The organism is Klebsiella sp. H-Nf2, assembly GCF_002806645.1.
In the GTDB taxonomy this organism is placed as follows: Bacteria; Pseudomonadota; Gammaproteobacteria; order Enterobacterales; family Enterobacteriaceae; genus Klebsiella; species Klebsiella variicola.
This window is the reverse complement of sequence record NZ_PIBL01000010.1, coordinates 143646-161342: the sequence shown is the minus strand read 5'-3', so window position 1 is coordinate 161342 and position 17697 is coordinate 143646. Positions and strand designations below refer to the sequence as shown.

At 57.8% G+C, this 17697-nt stretch carries 21 protein-coding genes; 14 read left to right on the top strand and 7 right to left on the bottom strand.

Going from position 1 to position 17697, the window contains the following annotated elements; genetic code table 11:
- Positions 1–8 precede the first annotated feature (8 nt).
- The 3 genes from rnr to CWM58_RS21230 all read left to right on the top strand — a co-directional run bounded on the left by rnr (position 9) and on the right by CWM58_RS21230 (position 5024).
- Positions 9–2447, top strand: coding sequence for a ribonuclease R (gene rnr / locus CWM58_RS21240; RefSeq protein ID WP_061156026.1), 2439 nt, complete (start codon positions 9–11; stop codon positions 2445–2447).
- 82 nt (positions 2448–2529) lie between these two features.
- Positions 2530–3261, top strand: a complete 732-nt coding sequence (rlmB, locus tag CWM58_RS21235) for a 23S rRNA (guanosine(2251)-2'-O)-methyltransferase RlmB (protein ID WP_061156025.1) — start codon at positions 2530–2532, stop codon at positions 3259–3261.
- Positions 3262–3386: 125 nt separating this feature from the next.
- Positions 3387–5024: an isovaleryl-CoA dehydrogenase gene (locus CWM58_RS21230; RefSeq protein WP_100681716.1), complete on the top strand. Its 1638-nt coding sequence runs from the start codon at positions 3387–3389 to the stop codon at positions 5022–5024.
- On the opposite strand, the gene yjfN is transcribed toward CWM58_RS21230, so the two are convergent.
- Together yjfN and bsmA are read right to left on the bottom strand one after the other, a co-directional pair.
- Positions 5015–5290, bottom strand: a complete 276-nt coding sequence (yjfN, locus tag CWM58_RS21225; RefSeq protein ID WP_008807186.1) for a DUF1471 family protease activator YjfN — start codon at positions 5288–5290, stop codon at positions 5015–5017. The two genes, CWM58_RS21230 and yjfN, sit on opposite strands and share 10 nt — an antisense overlap.
- Before the next feature lie 137 nt (positions 5291–5427).
- The gene (bsmA, locus tag CWM58_RS21220) at positions 5428–5736 is read right to left on the bottom strand and encodes a biofilm peroxide resistance protein BsmA (RefSeq protein ID WP_008807185.1); all 309 of its coding nucleotides are present in this window, start codon (positions 5734–5736) and stop codon (positions 5428–5430) included.
- Positions 5737–5945: 209 nt separating this feature from the next.
- On the opposite strand from bsmA, the gene yjfP reads away from it, so the two are divergent.
- Positions 5946–6662 carry an esterase gene (gene yjfP / locus CWM58_RS21215; RefSeq protein WP_061156023.1) on the top strand — a complete coding sequence of 239 codons (717 nt, stop codon included), beginning with the start codon at positions 5946–5948 and terminating at the stop codon, positions 6660–6662.
- On the opposite strand, the gene ulaR is transcribed toward yjfP, so the two are convergent.
- A complete protein-coding gene (ulaR, locus tag CWM58_RS21210) occupies positions 6659–7414 on the bottom strand; it encodes an HTH-type transcriptional regulator UlaR (RefSeq protein WP_100681714.1) in 756 nt (251 codons plus the stop codon). The genes yjfP and ulaR overlap by 4 nt on opposite strands.
- A 107-nt stretch (positions 7415–7521) precedes the next feature.
- Positions 7522–8586, bottom strand: coding sequence for an L-ascorbate 6-phosphate lactonase (gene ulaG / locus CWM58_RS21205; protein WP_100681713.1), 1065 nt, complete (start codon positions 8584–8586; stop codon positions 7522–7524).
- 366 nt (positions 8587–8952) lie between these two features.
- Here ulaG and ulaA point away from each other — a divergent pair, with 366 nt between their 5' ends.
- Genes ulaA through CWM58_RS21175 form a run of 6 tightly spaced genes read left to right on the top strand, consistent with a single transcriptional unit; the run spans position 8953 to position 13362 of the window.
- Entirely contained in the window at positions 8953–10353 is a 1401-nt protein-coding gene (gene ulaA, locus CWM58_RS21200; RefSeq protein WP_046622924.1) for a PTS ascorbate transporter subunit IIC, read from the top strand.
- 12 nt (positions 10354–10365) lie between these two features.
- A complete protein-coding gene (gene ulaB, locus CWM58_RS21195) occupies positions 10366–10671 on the top strand; it encodes a PTS ascorbate transporter subunit IIB (RefSeq protein ID WP_002885682.1) in 306 nt (101 codons plus the stop codon).
- Between the two features lie 9 nt (positions 10672–10680).
- Entirely contained in the window at positions 10681–11148 is a 468-nt protein-coding gene (gene ulaC, locus CWM58_RS21190; RefSeq protein ID WP_008807180.1) for a PTS ascorbate transporter subunit IIA, read from the top strand.
- A 13-nt stretch (positions 11149–11161) separates the two neighbouring features.
- Entirely contained in the window at positions 11162–11812 is a 651-nt protein-coding gene (gene ulaD / locus CWM58_RS21185; RefSeq protein ID WP_100681712.1) for a 3-keto-L-gulonate-6-phosphate decarboxylase UlaD, read from the top strand.
- Positions 11813–11821: 9 nt separating this feature from the next.
- Complete coding sequence (locus CWM58_RS21180; protein ID WP_100681711.1) at positions 11822–12676, top strand: L-ribulose-5-phosphate 3-epimerase; 855 nt, start codon at positions 11822–11824, stop codon at positions 12674–12676.
- A complete protein-coding gene (locus CWM58_RS21175; protein WP_100681710.1) occupies positions 12676–13362 on the top strand; it encodes an L-ribulose-5-phosphate 4-epimerase in 687 nt (228 codons plus the stop codon). The genes CWM58_RS21180 and CWM58_RS21175 overlap by 1 nt, the downstream gene beginning before the upstream one ends.
- A 62-nt stretch (positions 13363–13424) precedes the next feature.
- Here the strand turns inward: CWM58_RS21175 and CWM58_RS21170 are convergent, their stop codons facing one another.
- Together CWM58_RS21170 and CWM58_RS21165 are read right to left on the bottom strand one after the other, a co-directional pair.
- Positions 13425–14618, bottom strand: coding sequence for an MFS transporter (locus tag CWM58_RS21170; RefSeq protein ID WP_100681709.1), 1194 nt, complete (start codon positions 14616–14618; stop codon positions 13425–13427).
- Positions 14619–14767: 149 nt separating this feature from the next.
- Complete coding sequence (locus CWM58_RS21165) at positions 14768–15043, bottom strand: DUF1471 domain-containing protein (RefSeq protein WP_061156018.1); 276 nt, start codon at positions 15041–15043, stop codon at positions 14768–14770.
- Between the two features lie 342 nt (positions 15044–15385).
- On the opposite strand from CWM58_RS21165, the gene rpsF reads away from it, so the two are divergent.
- From rpsF to rplI, 4 genes are read left to right on the top strand one after another with little or no spacing between them, the layout of a single operon-like run.
- Complete coding sequence (gene rpsF, locus CWM58_RS21160) at positions 15386–15781, top strand: 30S ribosomal protein S6 (RefSeq protein WP_008807174.1); 396 nt, start codon at positions 15386–15388, stop codon at positions 15779–15781.
- Between the two features lie 5 nt (positions 15782–15786).
- Positions 15787–16101, top strand: a complete 315-nt coding sequence (gene priB / locus CWM58_RS21155; protein ID WP_002885722.1) for a primosomal replication protein N — start codon at positions 15787–15789, stop codon at positions 16099–16101.
- 4 nt (positions 16102–16105) lie between these two features.
- Positions 16106–16333 carry a 30S ribosomal protein S18 gene (gene rpsR / locus CWM58_RS21150; protein WP_000135199.1) on the top strand — a complete coding sequence of 76 codons (228 nt, stop codon included), beginning with the start codon at positions 16106–16108 and terminating at the stop codon, positions 16331–16333.
- A 41-nt stretch (positions 16334–16374) separates the two neighbouring features.
- Entirely contained in the window at positions 16375–16824 is a 450-nt protein-coding gene (rplI, locus tag CWM58_RS21145) for a 50S ribosomal protein L9 (protein WP_008807173.1), read from the top strand.
- Between the two features lie 108 nt (positions 16825–16932).
- Here the strand turns inward: rplI and CWM58_RS21140 are convergent, their stop codons facing one another.
- Entirely contained in the window at positions 16933–17610 is a 678-nt protein-coding gene (locus tag CWM58_RS21140) for a LysM-like peptidoglycan-binding domain-containing protein (protein ID WP_100681708.1), read from the bottom strand.
- Positions 17611–17697 lie beyond the last annotated feature (87 nt).

Genomic DNA, 17697 nt, shown 5'->3' with positions numbered 1-17697 from the left:
GAACCGATATGTCACAAGATCCATTCCAGGAACGCGAAGCTGAGAAGTACGCGAATCCCATCCCGAGCCGGGAATTTATCCTCGAACATTTAACCAAACGGGAAAAGCCTGCCAGCCGCGATGAGCTGGCCATCGAGTTAAATATTGAGGGCGAAGAACAAATAGAAGCGCTGCGCCGCCGCCTGCGCGCGATGGAGCGCGACGGTCAACTGGTCTTCACACGCCGCCAGTGCTATGCGCTGCCGGAGCGCCTTGATCTCCTCAAAGGTACCGTTATTGGCCACCGTGATGGCTTTGGGTTCCTGCGCGTTGAAGGGCGCAAGGACGATCTGTATCTGTCGTCAGAGCAGATGAAAACCTGTATTCACGGTGACCAGGTGCTGGCCCAGCCGCTGGGTGCGGACCGTAAGGGTCGCCGCGAGGCGCGCATCGTTCGCGTGCTGGTACCGAAAACCAGCCAGATTGTTGGCCGCTACTTCACCGACGCTGGCGTCGGCTTCGTCGTCCCGGACGACAGCCGCCTGAGTTTCGATATCCTGATCCCGCCTGAAGAAATAATGGGCGCGCGGATGGGCTACGTGGTGGTGGTCGAACTGACCCAGCGCCCAACCCGCCGCACCAAAGCGGTCGGGAAAATCGTCGAAGTGCTGGGCGACAACATGGGCACCGGCATGGCCGTCGATATGGCGCTGCGTACCCATGAAATTCCTTACGTCTGGCCGCCAGCGGTGGAAAAACAGGTTTCCGGCCTCAAAGAGCAGGTGCCGGAAGAGGCGAAAGCCGGACGCGTCGATCTGCGCTCTCTGCCACTGGTCACTATTGATGGCGAAGATGCCCGCGACTTCGATGACGCGGTGTACTGCGAGAAGAAACGCGGCGGCGGCTGGCGTCTGTGGGTGGCTATCGCCGACGTGAGCTACTATGTGCGCCCTGGTACGCCGCTGGACGGTGAAGCGCGTAGCCGCGGGACGTCGGTCTACTTCCCGTCGCAGGTAGTACCGATGCTGCCGGAAGTGCTGTCGAACGGCCTGTGCTCGCTGAACCCGCAGGTCGATCGCCTGTGTATGGTGTGCGAGATGACGATTTCGTCAAAAGGCCGCCTGACCGGCTTTAAGTTCTATGAAGCGGTGATGAGTTCACATGCTCGCCTGACCTACACCAAAGTGTGGCATATGCTGCAGGGCGATCAGGAGCTGCGCGAACACTACGCGCCGCTGGTGAAGCATATTGAAGAGCTGCATAACCTCTACAAAGTGCTGGATAGCGCCCGCGAAGAGCGCGGCGGTATCTCATTTGAAAGTGAAGAAGCTAAATTCATCTTCAATGCCGAACGCCGTATTGAGCGTATCGAACAGACTCAGCGTAACGATGCGCATAAGCTGATTGAAGAGTGTATGATCCTGGCGAACATCTCCGCCGCGCGTTTCGTTGAGAAAGCGCAGGAGCCGGCACTGTTTCGTATCCACGATAAGCCAAGCACCGAAGCGATTACCTCGTTCCGTACCGTGCTGGCTGAGCTGGGACTGGAGCTGCCGGGCGGCAACAAGCCGGAGCCGCGCGATTACGCCGAACTGTTGACCTCCATTGCCGATCGTCCGGATGCAGAAATGCTGCAAACGATGCTCCTGCGCTCCATGAAGCAGGCCGTTTACGATCCGGAAAACCGTGGTCACTTTGGCCTGGCGCTGCAGTCATACGCCCACTTCACCTCGCCGATCCGCCGCTACCCGGATCTGTCGCTGCACCGCGCCATCAAGTATCTGCTGGCAAAAGAGCAGGGACATAAAGGGAATAGCACCGAGACCGGCGGCTGGCACTACAGCATGGAAGAGATGCTGCAGCTGGGCCAGCACTGTTCGATGACCGAGCGCCGCGCCGACGAAGCGACGCGCGAAGTGTCCGACTGGCTGAAGTGCGACTTCATGCAGGATCAGGTGGGCAACACCTTCTCCGGTGTCATCGCCAGCGTGACCGGCTTTGGCTTCTTTGTCCGCCTGAACGATCTGTTTATCGATGGTCTGGTGCATGTCTCCTCCCTGGATAACGACTATTACCGTTTTGACCAGGTTGGCCAGCGGTTGATCGGCGAGTCCGGCGGCCAGACTTATCGTCTGGGCGACCGTGTGGAAGTCCGCGTGGAAGCCGTCAACATGGACGAGCGTAAGATTGATTTCAGCCTGATTTCCAGCGAGCGTGCGCCGCGTAATGTTGGCAAAACCGCCCGTGAGAAAGCGAAAAAGAGCACCTCTGGCAAACCGGGTGGCCGTCGCCGCCAGGTGGGTAAACAGGTGAACTTCGAGCCGGATAGCGCGTTCCGCAAAGAAAAAGAGCAGGCTAAAGCGAAGCCCAAAGGCGAGAAGAAAGCGAAAAAACCGTCGGCGAAAACACAGAAAATCGCCGCCGCGACCAAAGCCAAGCGCGCGGCAAAGAAGAAAATCGCCGAGTGATTGACGTCCCTTCACTCCAGAAGTCTGCTGGCGCAGAACGGGGTGAAGGGGACGGATAACAGAACCTAAAACGAGTACATCAATGAGTGAAATGATTTACGGCATCCATGCGGTGCAGGCACTGCTGGAACGCGCACCTGAGCGTTTTCAGGAAGTTTATATTCTGAAAGGCCGTGAGGATAAGCGCCTGCTGCCGCTGATCCATGCCCTTGAAGCGCAAGGCGTGGTGATTCAGGTGGCCAACCGCCAGTTCCTCGATGAGAAGAGCGAAGGCGCGGTGCATCAGGGGATCATTGCCCGCGTGAAGCCAGGACGTCAGTATCAGGAGAACGATCTGCCGGATCTGCTGGCGCAGCACGATCAGCCGTTCCTGCTGATCCTCGACGGCGTAACCGATCCGCACAACCTCGGCGCCTGCCTGCGTAGCGCCGACGCCGCCGGCGTGCATGCGGTGATCGTGCCGCGAGATCGTTCCGCTCAGCTGAATGCGACGGCGAAGAAAGTAGCCTGCGGCGCGGCGGAGAACGTCCCGCTGATCCGCGTGACCAACCTGGCGCGTACCATGCGTCTGCTGCAGGAAGAAAACGTCTGGATCGTCGGGACCGCTGGCGAAGCCGACCATACGCTGTTCCAGAGCAAAATGACCGGCCCGATGGCGCTGGTGATGGGCGCTGAAGGCGAAGGTATGCGTCGTCTGACCCGCGAGCACTGCGATGAGCTGATCAGCATCCCGATGGCGGGCAGCGTCTCCTCGCTGAACGTCTCGGTGGCCACCGGCATCTGCCTGTTTGAAGCGGTCCGCCAGCGCAGCTAAGCTGAACCGTCGACGAATCAAAAAAAGCCATCCTTCGGGATGGCTTTTTTGTGACCGCATTCGCGGGCGAGAATCCCCCAGGAAAACCATACTTATGGCTATCGCCATTGATGGAGGGAGACACGATGCACTGGCAAACGCACACCGTTTTTAATCAACCGACTCCGCTGAATAACAGTAATCTTTTCTTGTCCGATACCGCCCTGCGTGAAGCGGTGGTCCGCGAAGGCGCCGGCTGGGATGGCGATCTGCTCGCCAGCATTGGCCAGCAGCTGGGGACCGCCGAATCACTGGAGCTAGGACGCCTGGCCAACAGTAACCCACCGGAGCTGCTGCGTTATGACGCCACCGGCGCCCGGCTGGACGACGTGCGCTTTCATCCCGCCTGGCACCTGCTGATGCAGGGGCTGTGTGCAAACCGGGTACATAACCTCGCCTGGCAGGAGGATGCCCGTGAAGGCGCTTTTGTGGCGCGCGCCGCTCGCTTTCTGCTCCATGCCCAGGTGGAGGCTGGGACATTGTGCCCAATTACCATGACCTTCGCCGCGACGCCGCTGCTGCAGCACGCCCTGCCCGCGCCCTTTCATGACTGGCTGTCGCCACTGCTTAGCGACCGTTACGATCCCCACCTCGTGCCTGGCGGCCAGAAGCGCGGACTGCTGATCGGCATGGGGATGACCGAGAAGCAAGGGGGCTCCGATGTGCTGAGCAATACCACCCGCGCGGAGAAAACGGCTGAAGGGTTTTACCGGCTGGTGGGACACAAGTGGTTCTTCTCAGTGCCGCAGAGCGATGCCCACCTGGTGCTGGCCCAGGCCCCCGCGGGACTGTCGTGCTTCTTTGTGCCGCGTCTGCTGCCCGACGGGCAGCGCAACGGCGTGCGTCTTGAACGCTTAAAAGAGAAGCTCGGCAACCGCTCCAACGCCAGCAGTGAAGTGGAGTTTTATGATGCCTGCGGCTGGCTGGTGGGCGAAGAGGGCGACGGCGTGCGGCAGATCCTCAGGATGGGCGGCCTGACCCGCTTTGACTGCGCGCTGGGCAGCCATGCCCTGATGCGTCGCGCCTTCTCGGTGGCGCTGTATCACGCGCTACAGCGTCAGGCGTTTGGCAAAAACCTGGTCGATCAGCCGATGATGCGCCAGCTGCTGGGGCAAATGGCGCTGCGTCTGGAGGGGCAAACCGCGTTTCTGTTTCGTCTGGCTCGCGCCTGGGACCGTCGGGATGATGCCCGGGAAAGCGCATGGGCGCGCCTGTTTACGCCTGCGGCCAAGTTTGCCATCTGCAAGGCCGGTATCCCGTTTGTCGCCGAGGCGATGGAAGTGCTCGGCGGCATCGGCTATTGCGAGGAGAGTGAACTCCCGCGCCTCTACCGTGAGATGCCGGTCAACAGCATCTGGGAAGGTTCCGGCAACATTATGTGTCTCGATGTCATGCGGGTGCTCAGCAAGCAGCCGGCGGCGATGGAGCTGCTGGCGGCAGAGTGCGCGGAGGTGAAAGGACAGAATCGCCATCTCGACCGCGCGTGGCGTCAACTGCAGCAGCTGCTGAGACGGCCCGCCGAAGAGCAGGGGAGAGAGATTGCCCGGCTGGTCTATCGTCTTGGCGCGGGGGCGCAGATGCTGCGCCACGCTTCGCCGCCGCTGGCTGAAGCCTGGTGTCGGATGATGCTCGACACCCGCGGCGGCATGCGTCTTGATGCGCCGACCCTCGACGACCTGCTGCTGCGCGCCATGGGGCGCGGGCGGCAGGCGCCTCAGGCGTAGAGAATGGCCTGCACGCGCCAGCTGTCCGGCTGTTGTTCTTCGTACATCTGAATAATGCGATACCAGGAGGCGCCTTGCTCGTCCGCTTTGCGGGCAATGGCGTGCTCCACATCCTGTTGGCTGCCGGAAAGATTAGTGACGGAGATCAGACCGATTTCATTCAGGCCAGTGACGCAATCCGCGCTGGCGAATTCGGCTGACTGCGCGGACGTATTGGCCGTCGCAGCGGTAAACAGCAGGCTGGGTAGGGTAAAAGATCGTTTCATCATCAGCTCCATTTCACGTAGTCCCAAGGGCAGTCCGTTGCTAACGTCCTGCCAGGTGGCTGGCCGAACGTTATTATGCACAGGAGAACGTGAATGGACGCAAAGCTGTGTAAAGCAGATTTAAAGACGCCGCCTCGTCATCGACGATAGAGGATCGCCTGCGAATACCACTGGCCGGGTACCATGGTGTCATCGATCATGATGATGACGTAGTAATCGGCTTTGGCCGCTTCTGCTTTGGCCTTCAACGCCGCTTCGACATCCATCGGCGAACCGTACATCAGCACACTCACCGTGGCCATTTTCTGCAGGCCAGCCGTCTGATTACGCTGGATCTCCTGCGGATGGTCGGTGGCGGGCGGCGGGGCTTCCGGCGTCCCCTGCAGGGCACTACACCCGCTGAGCACGATAGCCAGTAACCACGGTGAAAACCTGCGCATAACCATATCTCGTTTCCTGATAGTGATAGTGTAGTGGTAGCCTTAACAGGATTTCCGGGGAATGTTCCCGAACTGTTATCTCTGACGCGATTTTCGAATGAAAATGTTGTGAAAGCGTAACCAGGTTCTCAACATTATGAATCGTAGCAAACCGGGTTGCCTGGTGAATGAATTTTCCCATGACGCCTAACCACGATAGAGAAGGGAGACGATAAATGATTGCACTAGAAATGCGCAACCTCGGCGGCGGTGAAATTTTGCATGCCTGCCCACAGGAGAGTCTGGATAAACCTTTGCCCTGTATCGTCTTTTATCATGGCTTTACCTCCTCGAAGCTGGTCTACAGCTACTTTGCGGTGGCGTTGGCCGAGGCGGGCTTCAGGGTGATCATGCCGGACGCCCCGGAGCATGGGGCGCGTTATCAGGGCGACGAGGCCGGGCGGATGCAGCGCTTCTGGCCGATCCTGCAGCAGAATTTCAGGGAGTTTCCCGCGCTGCGCGAGGCGATTATCGCCGAGGGATGGCTGGAGGGAGAGCGGCTGGCGGTGGCTGGCGCCTCGATGGGAGGGATGACGGCGCTGGGCATCATGACGCACCATCCCGAACTGAACAGCGTCGCTTGTCTGATGGGGTCGGGCTATTTTCGTTCGCTGTCGCAAACCCTGTTTCCCTCGCCTGGCTTTGATGCTGACAGTCTCCGCGAATGGGATGTCAGCCATCAGCTGGCGTCCCTTGCCCGGCGGCCGCTGTTGCTCTGGCATGGGGACGCTGACGATGTGGTGCCGCCGGAAGAGACCTTCCGTCTTGAGCAGGCGCTGCGGCAAGGCGATCTTGCCGCCAGGCTGACCTGCGTCTGGCAAAAGGGCGTTCGCCATCGCATTACGCCAGAGGCGCTGGCCGCGACGGTCGCCTTTTTCCGCCAGCATCTTTAAACGCGGATCACGCTGACGCCCTGATCCTCAAGCTGTTTGAGGATTGCGGCATCAGCCTGTTTCCCGGTGATCACCACGTCAATTTGCCCGGCCTGGCTGAATAACATCCCGGCGCGCTCGCCGACCTTGCTGCTGTCGACCAGCACCGCCAGTTTGCCGACGACGCTGAGCATTTTCTGCTCGGCCATGGCGGTCAACATATCGGTTTTGTAGAGCCCTTCGGCGGTGAGTCCTTTGCCGCTGGTGAACATCCAGTGCCCGGCATACAGGCTGTTTTCGCTACCGTGGGGGCTGAGCGTGATGGCGTGGCTGCGGTTGTACTGTCCACCCATGATAATCACGCTGTCGTGCTCCTGATCGATCAGATAATTAGCCAGCGGCAGATAGTTAGTAATGATCTGCACCGGTTTACCGCACAATTCCCGTCCCAGCAGAAAGGCGGTGGAGCCGCAGTTAATGACGATACTTTCCCCCGGCGCGATCAGCTGCGAAGCGGCGCGTGCAATACGCACTTTTTCATCCAGATTTTGCGCCTGGTGGATGTTCATCGGCGTCCAGCGGGGGCGCTGCTCACTAATGGCTTCCGCGCCATTGCGAACCTTTTTCAGTTTGCCGCTTTCATCCAGCTTGTTGATATCACGTCGGGCGGTTGCGGGTGAGATCCCGAGCCGCGACATCACCTGCTCTACGGTAACAAACCCCGTTTGGGCGAGCAGATCCAGCAAAATTTGGTGCCTTTGCGCTTCCGTCATGAGCGAATCCGATTAAAAGTGAACGGCAAAGATGATATTTGAAATCATGTGAAAATACTAACCCTGAGACGGGGTATTTCCGGCAGGCAGTGCCTGCCGGAGGCGGCTTACAGGAAGGATTTGAACGGCAGGTCCGGCTCAATGGTGAAGCAGTCATCGAAGCCGCGCGGGTAGTGATATTCGAAATTGTCTTTATCCCGCGGCCAGGTAAATTTGCCGCCGACCTGCCAGATAAACGGCTTGAAGCCGTACTTCAGACGATCCTTTTTCATTTCCCACAGGACGCGGATCTCCTGCGGATCGGCCTGAAAGTTTGACCAGATATCATGGTGGAACGGGATCACCACTTTGGCGTTGAGCGACTCCGCCATACGCAGGATATCGGCGCTGGTCATTTTGTCGGTGATGCCGCGCGGGTTCTCGCCATACGAGCCGAGGGCGACGTCAATTTGATGCTCGTTGCCGTGTTTCGCGTAGTAGTTGGAGTAGTGGGAATCGCCGCTGTGGTAAAGATTGCCGCCTGGCGTTTTAAACAGATAGTTGACTGCGCGCTGGTCCATGCCGTCCGGCAGCACGCCAGCGGCTTTTTGATCCGCCGGGAGGGTGATCAGCGCCGTGCGATCGAACGCGTCGAGCGCGTGGATCTCAATGTCTTTGATCTTCACCACATCACCAGGCTTCATGACGATACAGCGCGCTTTCGGTACGCCCCAGCCGATCCACAGGTCGACGCAGGTTTTCGGCCCAATAAAGGGCACATCGGCCGGGCAGTTCTGCATCACGGCGGCGGCGACGTTGACGTCAATATGATCGTTATGATCATGGGTCGCCAGTACGGCGTCAATCTGGCGAATGGCGAACGGATCGAGCACGAACGGCGTGGTGCGCAGGTTCGGCTGCAGTTTCTTCACCCCCGCCATCCGCTGCATTTGATGGCCGGTTTTCATCAGCGGATTGCCGTGGCTCTGTTTGCCGGTGCCGCACCAGAAATCGACGCAGACGTTAGCCCCACCCTCGGATTTTAACCAGATGCCGGTACAGCCCAGCCACCACATGGCGAAGGTGCCTGGCGCAACCTGCTCTTGTTCAATCTCTTCATTCAGCCAGCTACCCCATTCCGGAAAGGTGTTCAGGATCCATGATTCTCGGGTGATGGTTTGGACTTTACTCATCGCGGTCTTCCTCATGCATTTTCAAAAGTAATCAGTATTTGATTGGTTTTGATTTATGTTGTCACTGTGTTTTCAAGATTGCAATCTTGTTTTCCTGCATTTTTGCGAGGCGTCGCGCATAATCTCCGGGCTCTATCCGCCCGAATTGACGTTAGGTGTTGTTTTATCTATATGATTTAAAAATGTTTATTTGTGTTTCTACGTACATAATTGGTAATGGCCTGAGGGAAAGTAAGGATTATTGCGGCGTACGTCACATTTAATCAAATTCAATCTTGTTGTGATTATTTTTGATTATTAGAGTGAAGGCGACGACAACTGCTGAGCGACATGCGCGTTCAAAGCCTTCCTCTTCTGGAGTGTGTTATGGAGATCCTCTACAACATCTTTACCGTCTTCTTTAATCAGGTCATGACCAATGCCCCGTTGCTGCTGGGTATCGTGACCTGCCTTGGCTATATCCTGTTGCGTAAAAGCGTCAGCGTGATTATCAAAGGTACGATAAAAACCATCATTGGTTTCATGCTGTTACAAGCCGGTTCCGGCATCCTCACCAGCACCTTTAAGCCGGTGGTGGCGAAAATGTCAGAGGTCTATGGCATCAATGGCGCGATTTCCGACACTTACGCCTCGATGATGGCGACCATCGACCGGATGGGCGAGGCCTACAGCTGGGTGGGGTATGCGGTGCTCCTGGCACTTGCGCTCAACATCTGTTATGTCCTGCTGCGGCGCATTACCGGTATCCGCACCATCATGCTGACTGGCCATATCATGTTTCAGCAGGCGGGGCTGATTGCGGTCTCGTTCTTCATCTTTGGTTACGGGATGTGGACGACCATTATCTGCACCGCGGTACTGGTCTCTCTGTACTGGGGGATCACCTCCAACATGATGTTCAAGCCGACTCAACTGGTCACCGACGGCTGCGGTTTTTCCATCGGTCACCAGCAGCAGTTTGCCTCGTGGATTGCCTACAAAGTGGCGCCGTATCTGGGGAAAAAAGAGGAGAGCGTCGAAGACCTCAAGCTGCCCGGCTGGCTGAATATCTTCCATGACAACATTGTCTCTACCGCGATTGTAATGACCATTTTCTTTGGCGCGATCCTGCTTTCCTTCGGTATTGATGTGGTGCAGGCGATGGCGGGTAAAACCCACTGGACGGTCTATATCCTGCAGACCGGTTTCTCCTTTGCGGTGGCCATTTTCATCATTACCCAGGGCGTGCGGATGTTCGTCGCCGAACTGTCCGAAGCCTTCAACGGTATCTCGCAACGCCTGATCCCCGGCGCGGTGCTGGCGATTGACTGCGCCGCGATCTACAGCTTTGCGCCGAATGCGGTGGTGTGGGGCTTTATGTGGGGCACCATCGGCCAGCTGATTGCCGTCGGCATTCTGGTCGGCATCGGCTCTTCAATTCTGATTATTCCAGGCTTTATCCCGATGTTCTTCTCCAACGCGACGATTGGCGTTTTTGCCAACCACTTCGGCGGTTGGCGCGCGGCGCTCAAGATCTGCCTGGTGATGGGCATGATTGAAATCTTCGGCTGCGTATGGGCGGTGAAGCTCACCGGTATGAGCGCCTGGATGGGGATGGCGGACTGGTCGATTCTGGCGCCGCCGATGATGCAGGGCTTCGCCTCCATCGGGCTGGCGTTTATGGCCGTCATCATCCTGATTGCACTGGCTTATATGTTCTTCGCCGGCCGCGCACTGCGCGCCGAGGAAGACGCGGAAAAACAACTGGCAGAGGCCTCTGCCCAATAAGGAGTTCTGATTATGACCGTACGTATTCTGGCTGTGTGTGGCAACGGGCAAGGCAGTTCTATGATCATGAAAATGAAGGTGGATCAGTTCCTGACGCAATCCAACATCGACCACACGGTAAACAGCTGCGCGGTAGGTGAATACAAAAGCGAACTCAACGGCGCGGATATCATCATCGCTTCAACCCATATCGCGGGGGAGATTACCGTCTCCGGCAATAAACACGTGGTGGGCGTACGCAATATGCTGTCGCCGGCGGATTTCGGCCCAAAACTGCTGGAGGTGATCAAAGCTCACTTCCCGCAGGACGTGAAATAAGGAGCGGCCATGAAACTGCATGACTCACTGGCGCAGAACCACTCCATTCGCCTGCAGGCGGAAGCGGAAACCTGGCAGGAGGCGGTGAAAATCGGCGTCGATCTGCTGGTGGCCGCCGACGTAGTGGAACCGCGCTACTACCAGGCGATCCTCGACGGCGTCGCGCAGCATGGCCCCTATTTTGTTATCGCGCCGGGGCTGGCGATGCCGCACGGGCGGCCGGAAGAGGGCGTCAAAAAAACCGGCTTTGCGCTGGTGACGCTAAAAAAACCGCTGATTTTCAACCATGAAGATAACGACCCGGTCGACATCCTGATCACCATGGCGGCGGTTGATGCCACCACCCACCAGGAGGTGGGCATCATGCAGATCGTTAACCTGTTTGACGATGAAGCCAATTTCGACCGTTTACGCGCCTGCCGTAGCGAGCAGGAAGTGCTGGATTTAATCAAAAACGCCACCGCGGCGGCTGTTTAAAAGGAACACCATCATGTCATTACCTATGTTACAGGTCGCTCTGGACAACCAAACGCTGGCCAGCGCCTATGAAACGACCCGCCTGATCGCCGAAGAGGTGGATATCATTGAAGTCGGCACTATTCTTTGCGTCGGCGAAGGGGTGCGTGCGGTGCGCGATCTGAAAGCGCTGTATCCGCATAAAATCGTGCTGGCAGACGCCAAAATTGCCGACGCCGGCAAGATCCTGTCGCGGATGTGCTTTGAAGCCAACGCCGACTGGGTCACGGTGATCTGCTGTGCCGATATCAATACCGCCAAAGGGGCGCTGGACGTCGCCAAAGAATTTAACGGCGATGTGCAAATTGAGCTGACCGGCTTCTGGACCTGGGAGCAGGCGCAGGCATGGCGAGAGGCGGGTATTCAGCAGGTGGTCTATCACCGCAGCCGCGACGCACAGGCGGCAGGCGTGGCGTGGAGCGAGGCGGATATCAGCGCGATTAAACGTTTGTCCGATATGGGCTTCAAAGTGACCGTCACCGGCGGGCTGGTGCTGGAAGACCTGCCGCTGTTCGCCGGGATCCCTATCCACGTCTTTATTGCCGGGCGCAGCATCCGCGATGCAGCCTCGCCGGTGGAAGCGGCGCGCCAGTTTAAACGCTCTATCGCCCAGCTGTGGGGTTAAGGAGCGGTTATGTTGGCGAAATCCATTCCGCTCGGCATCTATGAAAAAGCGCTCCCCGCCGGGGAGCGCTGGCTGGAGCGGCTGCAGCTGGCGAAGGCGCTGGGTTTTGATTTTGTGGAAATGTCTCTCGATGAAACGGACGTTCGCCTTGCGCGACTGGACTGGAGCCCCGAGCAGCGTCTGGCGCTGGTCAAGGCGGTGGCTGACACCGGCGTCCGGGTACCATCGATGTGCCTTAGCGCCCATCGCCGTTTTCCGCTGGGTAGTGAAGACGACGCGGTGCGTCATCAGGGGCTGGAAATTATGCGTAAAGCCATCCAGCTGGCGCAGGATGTGGGGATCCGGGTGATCCAGCTGGCAGGCTACGACGTCTATTACCAGCAGGCGAACGATGAGACGCGCCGCCGCTTTCGCGACGGCCTGAAACAGAGCGTCGAGATGGCCAGCCGTGCCCAGGTCACGCTGGCGATGGAAATCATGGATTACCCGCTGATGAACTCGATCAGTAAGGCCTTAGGCTACGCCCATTACCTGAATAATCCGTGGTTCCAGCTTTACCCTGATATCGGCAATCTGTCAGCGTGGGATAACGACGTCCAGATGGAACTGAAGGCGGGGAGCGGGCATATCGTGGCGGTACACGTCAAAGACACGAAACCTGGCGTCTTTAAAAACGTGCCGTTCGGCGAAGGGGTGGTCGATTTTGAACGCTGCTTCGAAACGCTCAAGCAAACCGGCTACTGTGGCCCGTATCTGATTGAGATGTGGAGCGAAACCAGCGCTGACCCGCTGGCGGAGGTGGCGAAGGCACGTGACTGGGTGAAGGCGCGGATGGCCCGCGCGGGCCTGATGGAGGCGGCGTAATGCAACAACTGAAACAGCAGGTGTTCGAGGCCAATATGGATCTGCCGCGCTACGGCCTGGTGACCTTCACCTGGGGCAATGTCAGCGCCATTGACCGGCAGCGCGGGCTGGTGGTGATTAAGCCCAGCGGCGTCGCCTATGAGACCATGAAGGCGGACGATATGGTTGTCGTGGATCTTGAGGGCAACGTGGTGGAAGGGCTGTATCGCCCCTCCTCTGATACCGCCACCCATCTTGCGCTCTATCGTCGTTATCCCGACCTTGGCGGGGTGGTGCATACCCACTCGACGCACGCCACCGCCTGGGCGCAGGCGGGGCTGGCGATCCCGGCGCTCGGCACCACTCATGCGGATTATTTCTTCGGTGATATCCCCTGCACCCGGGCGCTTAGCGCACAGGAGGTGGACGAGGCTTACGAGCTGAACACCGGGCAGGTGATTATCGAAACGCTGGGTGCGTCGAATCCGCTGCATACGCCAGGGATCGTCGTCTATCAGCACGGGCCGTTTGCCTGGGGCAAAGACGCCCACGAGGCGGTACACAACGCGGTGGTGATGGAAGAAGTGGCGCGCATGGCGTGGATTGCCCGCGGCATTAATCCGCAGCTGCAGCCAATCGACAGCTGGCTGATGAAAAAACATTTTCTGCGTAAACACGGGCCAAACGCCTACTACGGGCAGAAGTAAACAGCGTGCTCCGGGGCTTTCACCGTCACGGTGAAGCAACTGGTCTGGCCCCGGAGCCGTTTTTAATCCTGACGATAGGCCGATGGCATCACGCGCATGCCGATGAGCGTGACCACGCAAATCATCGCGCCAGCGTAAAATGTCGAGGCGGCGCCGAAGGTTTCCCACAGTACCCCTGCGCCGGTACTGGCCAGCAGCAGCGCCAGGCCGCTCATCAGATTGAACATGCCGAATGCCGTACCGCGTAGTTCCGGCGGCGCCGTATGGGCGACCATCGCCGCCAGCAGGCCCTGGGTCATTCCCATATGAACTCCCCACAGCGCAACGCCGAGCAGCAGCGTACTCCAGTGGCCGCTGAGCGCTAGCACAATATCGGCGAGGATCAGCACCAGCAGTCCCCACTGCAGCAGTTTGCTGTGACTCATGCTGTCTGAGAGTTTACCGAACGGGTAGGCCGTGAGGCTGTAGACCAGGTTCATCGCCACCATGACCAGCGGGATGGTAAACAGCGGGATATCCATCTGCTGGGCGCGCAGCACCAGAAAGGCCTCGCTGAAGCGGGCGAGGGTGAAGATGCTGCCGATGGCGACCACCCACCAGTAGGCGGCGGAGAGCTTTTGCAGATTTTCGCGCTTCAGCGGATTGCTGCGTTTATGGGCGATGGCGGATTTTGGCTCCTGCAGGCCAAAACCCAGCAGGAGAATGGAGAACACGGCGGGAATGACCGCCACCCAGAAAATGGCGTGGAAATCGTTGGCCCAGATAAACATCAGTAGCACCGCCAGCAGCGGACCGAGAAACGCGCCGACGGTATCCAGCGCCTGACGTAGCCCGAAGGCAGCGCCGCGGATCTCCGGCGGCGTGACGTCAGCAACCAGCGCATCGCGCGGCGCGCCGCGAATGCCCTTACCCACGCGGTCGATCATGCGGGCGCTAAACACCACTCCGGCGGTGGGGGCGATGGCAAACAGCGGCTTGCTGAGCGCGCCCAGGCCGTATCCCAGCAGCGCCAGTCCTTTGCGCTTACCGACATAGTCGCTGATCACGCCGGAGAAGACTTTCAGGATCAGGGCGGTGGCTTCTGCCAGCCCCTCAATAAGACCGATAATTATCACGCTGGCGCCGAGGGTGGTGGCCATAAACAGCGGTAAGAGGCTGTGGATCATCTCGGAGGAGACATCCATCAGCAGGCTGACGCCGCCGAGTACCCAAACGCCTTTGGGGATACGGCCTAAGGTGGCGAAACGCGGAACCATCAATCACTCCTGATTATCGAAAGGCGAGTGGCTGATTAAATCAGGTTGTGATGACGCTGATAAGTCGGTTTGTAAAATAATTCTCAATTGCGTTTAGGCGCAGGCCTTGCTTCGCCCCTCGCGAGGAGAGGCGAAGAATCGGGCAGGCGTTAGCGGTAAATCACCGCGCTGGCGCGAAGCGGGCCATTGGTTTCTGGTTCGTGCATCAGGATGGGCTGAAAGTATTTCGCCCCCTGCGCATCGCTCATCTGGCTAAGGGCCTGCTCGGCCTCGTGCTCAGTGGCCATATTATGATTGATATAGATAACGCCGAGGCTCTGCACGTCGTCCATGTTGCGGGCCTGTCGTTCGGTGATTTGGATAGCTGCCAGCGCGTTGGCGCTGAAGAAAAGCGCGGCCATCATGACGATGATTTTCAGTTTCATATACTACGCTCCTGACTGACAGTCCTGACGCTGACTCGGGGGCTCTCCTGTGGGCATTGGGTTTCTGATTTAAGTGTAATCGCTGCGTATCCGGCGCATGGCGACCTTTTCTGATGCAGTTGTTCAAAAAAATGCCGCTTCCGTTATTGGTTAATTTTAAATCACCCACTTAGCGCAACTTGGCGCTTAGTGCGAATTAATTGTGCAAATGCGCTTGTGTTCCTGGGGGGGCGCCATTAGAATGACGCGTCAATTTTTCAGCCGCCCTTTAACACGTTCCTTGCCTCCATGGGCCGCGGCTGACCCAGACAGGAGGCTGAATAATCCGTAAGGAGCAATTCGATGCGTCATTACGAAATCGTTTTTATGGTCCATCCTGACCAGAGCGAACAGGTTCCGGGCATGATCGAACGTTACACTGGTGCAATCACTGCAGCAGCAGGTACGATCCACCGTCTGGAAGACTGGGGCCGCCGTCAGCTGGCTTATCCGATCAACAAACTGCACAAAGCTCACTACGTTCTGCTGAACGTTGAAGCACCGCAGGAAGCGATCGATGAGCTGGAAACTAACTTCCGCTTCAACGACGCCGTTATCCGCAGCATGGTAATGCGTACTAAGCACGCTGTTACCGAAGCATCTCCGATGGTTAAAGCGAAAGACGAGCGCCGTGAGCGTCGCGAAGATTTCGCCAACGAAACCGCAGATGATTCTGAAGCTGGGGATTCTGAAGAGTAATCCTGATGACCAACCGTCTGGAGCTGTCCGGCATTATTTGCAGGACTCCACTTCGTAAGGTCAGCCCGTCAGGAATTCCTCACTGCCAGTTCGTGCTTGAGCATCGTTCAGTGCAGGAGGAAGCCGGTTTTCACCGGCAGGCATGGTGTCAAATGCCCGTTATTATTAGCGGTCACGAGAACCAGGCCATTACTCACAGTATAACGGTCGGTAGCGCAGTAACCGTTCGAGGGTTCATCTCTTGCCATAAGGCAAAGAACGGCTTGAGCAAAATGGTTCTGCATGCCGAGCAGATTGAATTGATAGATTCTGGAGACTAGCCATATGGCACGTTATTTCCGTCGTCGCAAGTTCTGCCGTTTCACCGCGGAAGGCGTTCAAGAGATCGACTATAAAGATATCGCTACGCTGAAAAACTACATCACCGAAAGCGGTAAGATTGTCCCGAGCCGTATCACCGGTACCCGTGCAAAATACCAGCGTCAGCTGGCTCGCGCTATCAAACGCGCTCGCTACCTGTCCCTGCTGCCGTACACTGATCGTCATCAGTAATCGGTCACGGTCCATTAATACGACTTTGAGAGGATAAGGTAATGCAAGTTATTCTGCTTGATAAAGTAGCAAACCTGGGTAGCCTGGGTGATCAGGTTAACGTTAAAGCGGGCTACGCTCGTAACTTCCTGGTCCCGCAGGGTAAAGCTGTTCCTGCTACCAAGAAAAACGTTGAATTCTTCGAAGCACGTCGCGCTGAACTGGAAGCCAAACTGGCTGACGTTCTGTCAGCTGCTGAAGCTCGTGCTGCGCAGATCAACGCCCTGGAATCCGTAACCATCGCGTCCAAAGCTGGCGACGAAGGTAAACTGTTCGGTTCCATCGGTACTCGCGACATCGCTGACGCTGTTACTGCAGCAGGCGTTAAAGTTGCTAAGAGCGAAGTTCGCCTGCCGAACGGCGTTCTGCGTAACGTTGGCGAGCACGAAGTGGACTTCCAGGTTCACAGCGAAGTATTCGCTAAAGTTATCATCAACGTGGTTGCTGAGTAATCGGCCTCTGACGTTCTGGTAACAACAAATCGCCGGCCTTGTGCCGGCGTTTTGCTTTTTAGCGCCTTTCATTTTGCGGCGGCGTAACGCTTGCTGTCGTCTTCTCCGCTATCGCGCACGCACAAAGCTGCCGTTCGACTGGCGGGTAAACAACACCTGCTGGCCGTTGCCGGTATCGATAGTGAGGCCGGTGACTACGCCGTTGGCGTTCTGCCGAATTTGCACCGTCTGTCCGCTCTGCAACGTGCTTAATGGTTTGCCAGCGCCTTCAACCTGCGCCATCGCGTAGACGTCGGTGGCCGGCAGCCCATGATCGCGGAACAGCTGGGCCAGGGTTTTGCCTGACTCGATGCGATAGGTCCGCCACTGCTGCTCAATGCCCGGTGCGGACTGCTGCTGCGAGGATTGATACGGTTGGGACGCTGGCTGCTGCGTCTGCGTCTGCGCCTGATCTGGCTGCTCGTCCTGAATCGGCTCCGGGGCGACGGGCGCCATCTGATCGGCATCGCTCACGGTCGGCGTATTGGTGATCGGCGGCAGCGGAACGGCCTGATTGCCGCCAGTTTGCGGCTGGGACTGCGACTGAAGATTCAGGTTCGCTTCGCGGCTGTTTGTCGCCGGGCTTTGGCTATCGTCGGAAGGAAGAAGGATACCGATAATGACCAACAGGAAGCCAGCGATGATACCCCGGCGGTGCATCGGGGGCAGCGGGTCCAGGAGGCGAAAATGATCCGGGGCGTGCCAGATCTTCGCCAGGGTAGATGTCAGTTCAAAGCGCCCGGGCATGGCTTTCCTCCTGCTCCGCATATTTTTATCCTGCATATGAGTATAGATGGCTAACGTCCTGATGACCGGAACAAAGTAAAGTTAACC